Here is a 12,283-nt window from a genome sequence, read left to right as displayed (position 1 = left end):
GCTACGGGTACTACTGGGCCAAGATGTCGCTGACGGTCCTCGCCCTTGGCGGGGTGGTCGTCGGGTTCGTGCTGCTGGGCGACTCGTGGTTCCAGCTGCTGATGGCCGGTGCCCTGGCGGTGGTGTTCGCGCAGCTCGCGTTCATCGGACACGATGCGGCGCACCGGCAGATCTTCCGGTCCGGCCGGGCGAACGACTGGGCTGGGCTGCTCCAGGGCACGCTGCTCGGCGGGTTGAGCGTCGGCTGGTGGCAGAGCAAGCACGGCAGGCATCACGCGAACCCGAACAAGGAGGGCAAGGATCCCGACATCGCCGCGGGCGTCGTCGCCTTCACCCCGTACGCGCGGGCGAAGAAGCGCGGACTGGCCGCGTTCCTGGCTGATCGGCAGGGCTGGTTCTTCTTCCCGCTGATGCTGCTCGAGGGACTGCAGCTGCACGTCCAGAGCGTCGTGCGGCTCGCCAGCAGGGCTCCGATGAAGAGGCGCGGGTGGGAGATCGCGTTCCTCGCGGTGCGTCTCGGCGGGTACGTGGCGGCGCTGCTGCTGGTCATGTCGCCGGGCAAGGCGGCGGCGTTCCTCGGTGTCCAGCTCGGGCTCTACGGCCTGTACATGGGCGGCGCGTTCACGCCGAACCACGTCGGGATGCCGATCGTCCCGCCGAACCAGAAGGTCGACTTCCTGCGCCGCCAGGTGCTGATGTCCCGCAACGTGACAGGCGGATGGTTCGTCCACTTCGCGCTCGGCGGACTCAACTACCAGATCGAGCATCACCTCTTCCCGAGCATGCCGCGGCCGAACCTGCGGCACGTGCAGCCCCTGGTCCGCAGGTTCTGCGAGGAACACGGTGTCGCGTACACCGAGAAGAGCCTGCTCGCCTCGTACGCGATCGTCGTCCGCTACCTGAACAACGTCGGACTCGCGGCGCGCGACCCGTTCGGCTGTCCCCTGGCCGCGCAGCTCCGCGCGCCGGCCTAAGAGCTGAACCCGTGAGGGGCACCCTCACCGTCCTGGCGCGGTGAGGGTGCCCCTCACGGGTTTCGATGCCTCGCCGTCTCACCACCCACGTGGAGCGGCGCGGACGGCGACGCTTGACACCCGGCATTCTCCATTGTGCAATGTCGTAGGTCAGGGGCTGTGACCCGCGTCGAGCTCCGCTCGGGAGTCGTCCATGAGGGCCGTCTTCGTCGAGGGTGAGAACGCCGTCGCCGTACGCGACATGGCGGCCCCGATCGCGGACGAGCGTGCGGTGGTGCGGGTCGAGCGGTCCGGGTTGTGCGGGACCGACCTGAAGATCCTGAGCGGCAAGATCCCCGTACAGCTGCCGCGGGTGATCGGGCACGAGGTGATCGGTCGCGTGGCCGTCGCGGGGTCCACCGGCTCGCCCGCGGTGGGCACGCGCGTGCTCGTCGACCCGAGCGCGTCCTGCGGCCGGTGCCCGACATGTCGTGCCGATCGGGTGCACCTGTGCCCGCACGGCGCGTTGATGGGACGAGACTCCGACGGTGGCGCGGCCGAGTTCGTCGCGGTGCACGAGACGCAGCTGCATCCGGTTGCCGACGGGATCGGCGAGGACGACGCGACGATGATGCAGGTGCTCGCGACCTGTGTGCACGCGCAGGAGAGCGTGACGGTGACCGCGGGGCAGTCGGCCGCGGTGCTCGGCCTGGGAGTGGCGGGGTTCCTGCACCTGCAGCTGCTCCGCCTCCGCGGCGCCGACCCGATCCTCGCGGTCACCCGCGCCGGGTGGAAGCGCGACCTCGCGCTCGAGCTCGGTGCGACCGCCGTGGTGACCCCGGACGACGCACCGGCCGCGACGGCCGACATGACCGACGGGCTCGGCGTGGAGCTCGCGGTGGAGTGCGCGGGCACCGCGCACACGTTGCGGCAGGCGATGCTGCTGGCCGGCATCGGTGGCACGGTGCTCGTCTTCGGCACCACGTCACCGTCGGCCGACGACATGCCGACGTACCAGTGGTACTACAAGGAGCTCACCATCCGGAACCCGCGCGCGGCGCGTCCTCGCGACTACGCCCGGGCCGTGCGACTCGCCGCGGGCGGCTCGCTCGAGCTCGGTCGCCTGGTCACCGGCACGTATCCGCTGGCCGACGCCGACAAGGCGTTCGCGGCCTGTCGTGACCCGGCCCAGCTCAAGGTGGCATTGACGACCGAGTGAGCGTGTTTGCGACATCGACGGAGAGGTCAGGTGCACGTGAGCGGCCAGTTCCTCCTCACCCAGATCCTCAACGGGATCAGCCTCGGCGGGCTGCTGTTCTTCCTGGCGAGCGGGCTGACCCTCATCTTCGGGCTGATGCGGATCGTCAACCTCGCCCACGGTGGCTTCTACCTCATCGGCGGGTACATCGGGTTCACCACCGCCGTCGCCACGCGCAGCTTCTGGTTGGCGATCCTCGCGGCAGCGCTGGCCATCGGTGTCGTCGGCGTGCTCACCGAACGCGTGCTGCTGCGACGCCTGCGCGGGCAGGAGCTGCCCGAGGTCCTGCTGACGGTGGGCATCGCGACCGTCCTCGCGGACGTCGCGCTCGCGGTGTGGGGCGGTGACCCGAAGACGGTCACCCCGCCGTCGTACCTCGACGGCGCCATCAGCATCGGCTCGTTCACGTATCCGCGGTTCCGCATCTTCGTGACGGTGCTCGCGATCGTCGTCGGCGTCGCGATGTACCTGCTGCAGCGGCGTACGCGCATCGGTGCGATCGTCCGCGCCGGCGTCGACGACAGGGAGACGATCGCGGCGCTCGGCATCAACATCAACCGGGTGTTCACGGGCGTCTTCATCTTCGGTGCGCTGCTCGCGGGCGCGGCGGGGGTGATCGGCGGCGCGTTCCTCAGCCTGTTGCCCGGCGCCGACACCGAGATCCTGCTGCTGAGCCTCGTCGTGGTCATCATCGGTGGGCTGGGCAGCCTGCCTGGCGCGGCGCTCGGCAGCCTGATCGTCGGGCTCATCAACGTCTTCGGCACGTCCGAGGTGCCGCAGCTGGCCTCGGTGATGATCTTCCTGCCGATGGCCCTGGTGCTGATCCTGCGGCCCGCCGGCCTGTTGGGACGGTCGGAATGAAGGCGCTCCCGTCGGTCAGAGGCGTGACGCTGACGCAGTGGGTGCAGCTCGGGCTGCTCGCCGTCGCGGTCGCCCTCGGGTGCGCCGTGCCGTACGTCGTCGGCCCGTTCATCCTCGGCACCGCGACGCTCGCGCTGATCTATGGGCTGTTCGCGATGAGCATCAACCTGCTCGCCGGCTACAGCGGCCTGCTCTCGCTCGGCCAGGCCGGCATCATGGCGATGTCCGCGTACGGCGTCGGCTACGTCGCCTCGCGCCTGGAGGGCGGCTACCTCCAGCAGATCGTGACGGGGATGGCCGCGGCTCTCGTCGCGAGCCTGCTCTTCGGCCTGATGGCGATGCGTACGAGCCGCGTGTACTTCCTCATGGTCACCCTCGCGCAGGGGATGATCGTCTACGGCCTCGCCCACAGCCTCGCGCCCGTCACCGGCGCCGAGAACGGACTCACCGGCATCTACCGTCCCGAGTTCCTCACCGAGGACTGGCAATTCTACTACATGTGCCTCGCGGTCGTCCTGATCTCCGGCGTACTCATGTGGATCGTCGTCAGGTCGCCGTTCGGCCTCGCGCTCAGAGGGCTGCGGGAGAGCAGCAGCAGGCTGCGGATGCTCGGCTACAACGTGACCGCGTACCGGTTGTACGGGTTCATGCTGTCCGGCTTCTTCGCCGGCGTCGCCGGGGTGCTCTTCGCATACAACAACGAGTTCGTCAGCCCGTCGGTCGCGGAGTTCAACACCTCGGCGCAGGCGATCCTGATGATCATCCTCGGCGGCATCGGCACGCTGTCGGGCCCGCTATTCGGCGCGTTCGTGATCGTGTTCATCCAAAACGTGCTGAGCATCGAGATCGACAGGTGGCCCACCGTCATGGGGCTCATCTTCATCGCGATGGTCCTCTTCGCCCGCACCGGGTTCGTCGGCGCGGTGACGAAGCTCTGGGCGCGGCTGGTCGCCAGGCGCACCGGACGCGCGGTGGTCACCTCCGACGTCGGCGCCGCGCTCGGCTCCGGCGGGCCGGCGACCGTCAAGACCCCGAAGGGCGCGGATGACGACGCGTCCGACGACGATGCGCAACCCATCGACGCCCAGGAAGGGCGGGAAACGACATGACACTCTCCCGGCAGCTGAGGCTCGCGGTGTCGATCGCCGTGATCGCCACCGTGATCGTCGCGTGCAGCCCGCCGCAGGCGCAACAGGAACGCGAGACGGGCTCCAGCGTGAAGATCGGTTTCCTGCGACCCTCGACCGGCCCGTTCGCGGCCAACGGTCTCGACATGGAACACGGCTGGGAGCTGTACTGGTCGCAGCACGGCAACCGCGCCGCGGGCAAGACGGTCGAGACGACGGTGGAGGACACCGCGGGCAATCCGTCCGTCGCGATCAACAAGGCCAACCTGCTGTTCGACAACCGCCACGTCGACATGCTCGTCGGACCATTGGCAGCCAACGAAGGGTTGGCCGTGGCCGATGCCATGGGCCGCAAGGACGTCCCGATCGTCATGCCGATCGTGTCGGCCGACGACCTCACGCAACGCAAGCCGGTCCAGAACGTCGTCCGGCTGGCCGGCTGGACGAGCAGCCAGACCACGCATCCGCTCGGTGAGTACGCGCACTCCAGGGGCTACCGCAAGATCGTGACGATCGGCTACGACTTCGCCTTCGGCTACGAGGGCGTCGGCGGGTTCGTCAACACGTTCACCGACAAGGGTGGACGCGTGGTGAAGCAGCTGTGGTCACCGACGAACACCCAGGACTACAGCACGTACGTCGCGCAGATCAAGAACAGCAAGCCCGACGCCGTCTTCGCGATGCTGTCCGGTGCGGACGCGTCGCGTTTCTTCAAGGCCTACAACGACTTCGGCCTGCGCAAGACGATCCCGCTCCTGGGCGGGGAGACGCTGACGGACCAGTCCGTGCTGAAGAGCCTCGGCGACGGTGCCGAGGGGCTCGTCTCCTCGGGGCACTTCGTCGAGGGCGCCGACGCGCCGGAGACCCAGCAGTTCGTCGAGGACTTCTATGCGAAGTACAAGAAGTACCCGTCGTACTACTCGGCCAACACATACGCGGCGGCGAGTGGCGTGGCCAAGGCGCTCGAGGCATTGAACGGGGACGTCTCCGACGCCGCGGCCGTCGTCAAGGCGTTGAAGGGCGTGTCGTTGACACAGACACCGATGGGACCCCAGAAGCTCGACTCGCACGGCAACCCGGTCTTCGACGTCTCGATCCGCAAGGTCGCCAAGGGGCCGCACGGCCTGTGGAACGTCCCGACCAAGACCTACGACCGGGTCGGCCAGTTCTGGCACTACGACCCGAAGGAGTTCCTCCGCCATCCCGTCTACAGCAAGAGCTACCAGGGCGCCGGCGTCTGGCCGAACCCGCGGAAGTGACGGCGTGCATGCGAGAAGGGAGGTCGGATGACCGCGGGCGCCACGCCTGACGAGACGCTGGTACTCGACGCGGTGACGATGCGCTTCGGCGGCGTCACCGCGGTCTCCGGCGTCTCCCTGCGCGTCGGCGCGGGGGAGCGGTGGGCGGTCATCGGGCCGAACGGCGCGGGCAAGACGACGTTGTTCAAGACCATCACGGGTGAGTGCATCGCGTCGTCGGGGCACGTGCGCCTGTTCGGCCGCGACGTGACCAGGTTGCCGCCCAACCGCAGGGCCAGGGCCGGTCTCGGTCGCACTTACCAGATCACCAACATCATGCCCGGGCTGACCGTGCGCGAGAACGTCGCGGTCGCGGCGCAGGCGCTCGACCGATCCCGGCTGCGCTGCTGGTGGCCGCTGCGGATGACGGGCGCGCTCGCCGACCGGGTCGACCACGCGCTGAGCCAGGTCGACCTCGCGCGTCGTGCCGACCACCCGGCCGGCGAGCTGTCGCACGGCGAGCAGCGTCAGCTCGAGCTCGCCCTCGGCCTGGCCGGCTCGCCGCGGCTGCTCCTGCTCGACGAGCCGGCAGCCGGGCTGTCCGCGTCGGAGCGGGTGCTCATGCGCGGACTCATCGAACGGCTGCCGGCCGATCTCTCCATCGTCCTGATCGAGCACGACATGACGCTGGCGCTCGACCTCGTCGAACGCGTGCTGTGCATGGAGAACGGCACCCCGATCGCCGAGGGCACGCCGGACGAGATCCGTGCCGACGAGCAGGTGCAGGCCGTCTACCTGAGGAGCGAGTGACCGACGTGGCCGTGTTGAGTGCCGAGGGCGTGCGGTGCCGGTACGGTGCCGCCGAGATTCTCCGCGGCGTCGACCTGGAGGTGGCCGAGGGCGAGGTCGTCGCGCTCCTCGGCCGCAACGGCATGGGCAAGACGAGCCTCGTCCGCAGCATCGTCGGCATGCGGCCGCCCGACCTCGCCGGCGGCACAGTGACGTGGGACGGCATCGACATCTCGCGGTCGCCGAGCCACGTCATCGCCCGGAAGGGCATCAGCATCGTGCCGCAGGGACGCCACGTCTTCGGCAGCCTGAGCGTGCGGGAGAACCTGACCGTCGCGGCACGGCCGGCGCGTAACGGCTCGTGCTGGACGATGGACCGCGTCCTGGAGTTCTTCCCCCGCCTCCGCGAGCGTCTCGACAACTCCGGCGGCAACCTGTCCGGAGGCGAGCAGCAGATGCTCGCGATCGGGCGGGCGCTGATGACCAACCCGCGGCTCGTCCTGATGGACGAGCCGTCGGAGGGACTCGCCCCCATCGTCGTCGGCCAGATCAGGGAACGGATCGAGTCGCTCAAGGGCGGCGAACTCACGATTCTGCTCGTGGAGCAGAATCTCGGTCTCGCCATGCGGGTGGCCGACCGCATCTACATCCTCGGCGAGCACGGACGGATCGTCTGGCACGGCACGCCCGCCGAGCTCGACGACGACAGCACGACCAAGAAGACGCACCTCGGCGTCTAGGAGGCGGAATCCAGATGAGACACCGCACAGCCCTCGTTGGCGTCGCCCTCGCCGCACTCGTGGCGGCGGCCTGCGCGCCACCGGACCAGAACGAGTCGGGCGGTGGGGGCGACGACACGGTGACCGTCGGCTTCCTCCGACCCGCGACGGGGCCGAACGCCGCTCCGGGCAGGGACATGGAGCGCGGCTGGAAGCTGTTCTGGGAGGAGAACGGGAGCAAGGTCGCGGGCAAGCAGGTGAAGACCGTGATGGAGGACGACGCGGGCAACCCGTCGATCGGACTCAACAAGGCCCGCGAGCTGATGACGAACTCCGAGGCGGACATGATCGTCGGTCCGATGCTCGCCAACGTCGGGCTCGCGGTGTCCGACGCCGTCAACCGGCGCAAGGTGCCGATGGTCGTGCCTGTGGTCTCGGCCGACGACCTCACCCAGCGCAAGCCGCTGCCGTACGTCGTGCGCCTCGCGGGATGGACGAGCAGCCAGACCACCCATCCGCTCGGCGAGTACGCCGCCGTCGACCGCAAGTACAAGACCGCGGTGACGATCTGCAACGACTACGCGTTCGGCCACGAGAGCTGCGGCGGCTTCACGAACACGTTCACCGACAAGGGTGGCAAGGTCCGCAAGAAGCTGTGGAACCCGTTGGGAACGCAGGACTTCAGCACCTACATGGCGCAGATCAAGCAGGTGAAGCCAGACGTCGTCTTCACCGAACAGGTCGGAGCCGACAGCGTCCGGTTCGTCAAGGCGTGGAACGACTTCGGCATGGAGGCGACGGGGATCAAGCTGCTGACCAACGAGACTGTCGTCGACCAGGCCGCGTTGCGGAGCCTCGGGAGCAGTGCCGACGGCATCGTCTCGGTGGGCCACTTCGCCGACGGCAGTGACGCACAGGACACGAAGAAGTTCGTGGACGCGTACCACGAGCGGTACGACGAGTACCCGTCGTACTACTCGGCCGCGACGTACACGGCGGCCGGGGGGATCGTCTCGGCGCTCGAAGAGTTGAAGGGCGACACCTCGGACGCCAAGAAGTTCGTCGACACGCTCAAGGGCGTGAAGCTGGAGAAGACGCCGTTCGGTCCCGAACACCTCGACTCGCGCGGCAACCCGGTGCTCAACGTCTACATTCGCGAGGTCAGGAAGGGCCTGAACGGCTCGATGAACGTGCCGATCAAGACGTACGAGGACGTCAGCCAGTTCTGGACCTACGACCCCGAGGAGTTCCTGAAGCATCCCGTCTACAGCAAGAGCTACCAGGGCGAGGGTGTGTGGCCGGAGCCCAAGAAGTGACGGATCGCTTCGACCTGGCCGTCCACGGCGGCACCGTCGTCACCGCGCGCGGTCGTGCCCGCGCCAACGTCCACGTCCGCGGCGGACGCGTGGTGCACGTCGGCGACGAGCGCCATGATGCCGACCGGACGGTCGACGCCTCAGGGCTCCTCGTGCTGCCCGGCATGGTCGACACCCACGTGCACCTGATGGACCCGGGTGATCCGATGCGGGAGGACTTCCCGACCGGCACCGCGGCGGCGGCCGCCCGCGGCGTCACCACGATCGTCGAGCACACCCATGCCCACCCGGTGCGCACGGTCGAGGAGCTCGACGCCAAGCGGGCTCACCTGCGCGGACGCTCGCGGGTCGACTACGGCCTGGCGGCGCACGTCTGGCCGGACCGCATCGGTGAGCTCGCCGCGTTGTGGCGGGCGGGCATCACGTACTTCAAGGCGTTCACCTGCACCACGCACGGCGTGCCCGGCCTGACACCCGCCGACCTCCGTGCGGCGATGACGGCGTTGGCGTCGTTCGGCGGCGTCTGCCTCGTACACGGCGAGGACGAGAGCATCACGGCCGCCGCCGAGCGCGACCTGCGCGCGGAGGGATGGCGCGACGGGTCGCTGCTGCCGCGCTGGCGGTCGCGCGAGGCCGAGCTCGTCGCGGTACAGACGGTGTGCCTGCTCGCCCGCCTGACGGGCGCACGCGTGAACGTCGCACACGTGAGCGACCCGCACGTCGCCGAGGTCGTCCGCCGTGCGCGGCTCGACGGGGCCGACGTGGTCGCCGAGGCGTGCCCGCAGTACTTCCTGCTGCGCGAGGACGAGGTGATCGAGCACGGCGCGCTGCGCAAGTTCACCCCGCCCGCCAGGGCGCGCAGCGATGCGGACCAGGCGGAGATGTGGCGACTACTGCGTACCGGCGTGTTCCACCACCTGTCGACCGACCACGCGCCCGCTACCAGGGAGCAGAAGGAGTCCGGCGGATTCTGGGACGTCCACTTCGGCCTGCCCGGCCTCGACACGACGCTGCCCCTGATGCTCGACGCCGCGGCCGCCGGACTGCTGTCGGTCGAGGACGTCGTCCGGGTCTACGCCGAGGCCCCGGCGAAGAGGTACGGGCTCCACCCGCGCAAGGGTTCCCTCCAACCGGGCGGCGACGCCGACCTCGCGCTCGTCGACCCCGAGGCGTCGTGGACGCTCTCAGACGACGTCGTGATCTCCCGTGCCGGCTGGACACCGTACGCCGGACGCACGGTGCGCGGACGGGTCGTCGCGACGTACCTGCGTGGCGACCTGGTCGCCGAGGACGGACGCCCGACCGAGGAGCTGCCGGGGCGGTTCCTGCCCGGCCAGGGACACACGGAGGTGAGCGACGATGGCGACCGGTGAGCCGTACCGCAGCGAGATCGCCGACGGCATGCGGATCGACTGGGATGTGCCCGTCCTGATGGACGACGGCGCCGTCCTGCGTGCCGACGTCTTCCGGCCGCCGGGGGACGGGCGGTACCCCGTTCTGGTGAGCTACGGCCCCTACGCGAAGGGCCTGCCGTTCGAGGAGGGTTACCCGAGCGCGTGGGAGTCGATGGCGGCGAGCCACCCCGACACGGTCGCGGGCACGACGAACAAGTACCAGAACTGGGAGGTCGTCGACCCGGAGAAGTGGATTCCCGACGGCTACGTGTGCGTCCGGGTCGACTCGCGGGGCTGCGGGCGTTCGCCTGGCCTGATCGACCACTTCTCCGACCGCGAGACGCGGGACCTCTACGAGTCGATCGAGTGGGCGGGCACGCGGGACTGGAGCAACGGCAGGGTCGGTCTCACCGGCATCTCGTACTACGCGATGAACCAGTGGCAGGTGGCGTCGCGCCAGCCGCCGCACCTCGCCGCCATCTGCCCGTGGGAGGGCTCGTCGGACTGGTACCGCGACGCGACGCACCACGGCGGCATGGTGTCGACGTTCTGGGCCAACTGGTACGACATGCAGGTCAAGACCGTGCAGTACGGCCTGGGGGAGCGCGGCGCGCGCAACCCGAACACGGGGCAGCTCGTCTGCGGCGACGAGACCCGCGACGACGACGAGCTCGCGAAGTCCAGGGTCGACTTCGGCGCCGAGATCCTCGCGCACCCGCTCGACGACACGTACCACAGGGAACGTTCTCCGGACTGGAGCAGGCTGACGGTCCCGCTGCTGTCGGCGGGCAACTGGGGCGGCCAGGGGCTGCACCTGCGCGGCAACGTCGAGGGGTACGTGCGTGCCGCGACGCCGCAGAAGTGGCTGGAGATGCACGGCCACTCGCACTGGACACCGTTCTACACCGACTACGGGGTCGCGCTGCAGAAGCGGTTCTTCGACCATTTCCTGAAGGGCGAGGACAACGGCTGGGCCGACCAGCCCGCGCTGCAGCTGCAGATCCGGCACGTCGACGGCGCCTTCACACAACGGATGGAGACGGCCTGGCCGATCCCGCGCACGCGGTGGACCCGTGCGTACCTCGACGCGGGGTCGGGCTCGCTGACCTCCGAGGCACCGGGCGTGGGCTCCGTCGCGTTCGACGCCGCGGGGGAGGGCGTGACGTTCGACGCCCCGGCGTTCACGACCGAGACCGAGGTGACCGGACCGGTCGCGGCCAGGCTGTTCGTCAGCTCGACCACGGCCGACGCCGACCTGTTCCTCGTCGTCCGCGTGTTCGCGCCGGACGGCGAGGAGGTCACCTTCCAGGGCGCGATCGACCCGCACACGCCGGTGGCCCAGGGATGGCTGCGCGCGTCGCACCGCGCGCTCGACGAGGAGCTGTCGGAGCCGTACCGGCCGTACCACCGCCACGACTCCCCGCAGCCGCTGACTCCCGGCACCGTGTACGAGGTCGACGTCGAGATCTGGCCGACCTGCCTGGTGATGCCGGCCGGCTACCGGCTGTCGCTCAGCGTCCGCGGCGTGGACTACGTGTATCCAGGTGGTGGTGGGGGACATCTCTCGAACTTCAAGAACGAGCTCACCGGCTGCGGTCCGTTCCTGCACGACGACCCGCGCGACCGTCCGGCCGACCCGTTCGCGGGCACGACCACGGTGCACACGGGCGGCGCGCACGCGTCGTACCTGGTGCTCCCCGTGATCCCCCCGGTCTGAGGCGTGCGCCCGGCCGGCGAGTCGTACAGTATGTGCTGCCTCCGGCGGCTGGCGCAGTATTCGTGCCTCCGGGAAAGTACGATAGGATAGCAACGACTTTGCATTATATCAGCTAGCAACGATCGACTCAGATGAGCGGAAGGGGCCATGCCGGACAGCGCTCTCCTCGAGTTCTCGCAGCCACGACGGACCGCCCATCAGTTCGTCCGCGAGACGCTTCGGCGTGCCATCCTCACCGGTGCGCTCGACGGTGGCACCCGTCTCGTGCAGGCCGACATCGCGGCGCAGCTCGAGGTGAGTACCACCCCGGTACGCGAGGCACTGCGTGACCTCGCCGCCGACGGCCTGATCCACTTCGACCCGCACCGCGGTGCGATCGTCCGCGAGCTCGACATGACCGAGCTCGTCGAGCTCTACGACATCCGCAAGGCCCTCGAGTCGCTCGCCGTCCGCAAGGCCGCGGGCGAGATCACCGAGGCGCAGCTGAAGTCGGCGACCGAGCTGCAGGACCGCATGGACCGCGAGTCCGACGTGGGTCTCTGGGTCCAGCTCAACAGCGAGTTCCACTCGCTCCTCTACCGCGCCGCCGTGTCGCCGCGGCTCTTCTCGCTCGTCGAGAGCGTGCAGGACGCCGCGACCATCTACGTCGCGCACTCGCTCGCGGTGTCGCCGGGGCGTATCAAGGAGGGCAACCGCGAGCACCGCAGCCTGATCCAGGCCCTGCGCAAGCGTGACGGCGAGAAGGCCGCCACCATTCTGGAGTCGCACCTCGACGCCACGCTCGAGACCATCGTGACGGCCAACAGCACCGAGGACCAAGCTGAGCCGGAGCAGGCGACCAAGCGCACGAGGTCCTCCCGCCGCTAGCGCCTCGACCCCGTGATGGGCACCTTGACGCGGTCAGGGTGACA

The 12,283-nt window shown here is 69.3% G+C and carries 9 protein-coding genes and 1 pseudogene; all 10 read left to right on the top strand.

The window, feature by feature from the left end; all coding sequences use genetic code 11:
• Positions 1-23: 23 nt before the first annotated feature.
• Positions 24-974 carry an acyl-CoA desaturase gene (locus GEV10_09510; protein MQA78699.1) on the top strand — a complete coding sequence of 317 codons (951 nt, stop codon included), beginning with the start codon at positions 24-26 and terminating at the stop codon, positions 972-974.
• Between the two features lie 193 nt (positions 975-1,167).
• Positions 1,168-2,172, top strand: coding sequence for an alcohol dehydrogenase catalytic domain-containing protein (locus GEV10_09505; GenBank protein MQA78698.1), 1,005 nt, complete (start codon positions 1,168-1,170; stop codon positions 2,170-2,172).
• Between the two features lie 36 nt (positions 2,173-2,208).
• A complete protein-coding gene (locus GEV10_09500; protein ID MQA78697.1) occupies positions 2,209-3,072 on the top strand; it encodes a branched-chain amino acid ABC transporter permease in 864 nt (287 codons plus the stop codon).
• Positions 3,069-4,181, top strand: a complete 1,113-nt coding sequence (locus GEV10_09495; protein MQA78696.1) for a branched-chain amino acid ABC transporter permease — start codon at positions 3,069-3,071, stop codon at positions 4,179-4,181. The genes GEV10_09500 and GEV10_09495 overlap by 4 nt, the downstream gene beginning before the upstream one ends.
• The gene (locus GEV10_09490) at positions 4,178-5,458 is read left to right on the top strand and encodes an ABC transporter substrate-binding protein (protein ID MQA78695.1); all 1,281 of its coding nucleotides are present in this window, start codon (positions 4,178-4,180) and stop codon (positions 5,456-5,458) included. Before GEV10_09495 ends, GEV10_09490 begins: the two co-directional genes overlap by 4 nt.
• A 27-nt stretch (positions 5,459-5,485) precedes the next feature.
• A pseudogene (locus GEV10_09485) lies at positions 5,486-6,966 on the top strand (ATP-binding cassette domain-containing protein).
• A 14-nt stretch (positions 6,967-6,980) separates the two neighbouring features.
• The gene (locus GEV10_09480; protein ID MQA78694.1) at positions 6,981-8,261 is read left to right on the top strand and encodes an ABC transporter substrate-binding protein; all 1,281 of its coding nucleotides are present in this window, start codon (positions 6,981-6,983) and stop codon (positions 8,259-8,261) included.
• Positions 8,258-9,634, top strand: coding sequence for an amidohydrolase family protein (locus GEV10_09475; GenBank protein MQA78693.1), 1,377 nt, complete (start codon positions 8,258-8,260; stop codon positions 9,632-9,634). Before GEV10_09480 ends, GEV10_09475 begins: the two co-directional genes overlap by 4 nt.
• Before the next feature lie 28 nt (positions 9,635-9,662).
• Complete coding sequence (locus GEV10_09470) at positions 9,663-11,372, top strand: CocE/NonD family hydrolase (GenBank protein ID MQA78692.1); 1,710 nt, start codon at positions 9,663-9,665, stop codon at positions 11,370-11,372.
• Between the two features lie 147 nt (positions 11,373-11,519).
• Positions 11,520-12,239, top strand: coding sequence for an FCD domain-containing protein (locus GEV10_09465; GenBank protein ID MQA78691.1), 720 nt, complete (start codon positions 11,520-11,522; stop codon positions 12,237-12,239).
• Positions 12,240-12,283 lie beyond the last annotated feature (44 nt).

It is taken from the genome of Streptosporangiales bacterium, from assembly GCA_009379955.1.
Lineage (GTDB): Bacteria > Actinomycetota > Actinomycetes > Streptosporangiales > WHST01 > WHST01.
This window is presented reverse-complemented; position numbering and strand designations above follow the sequence as displayed.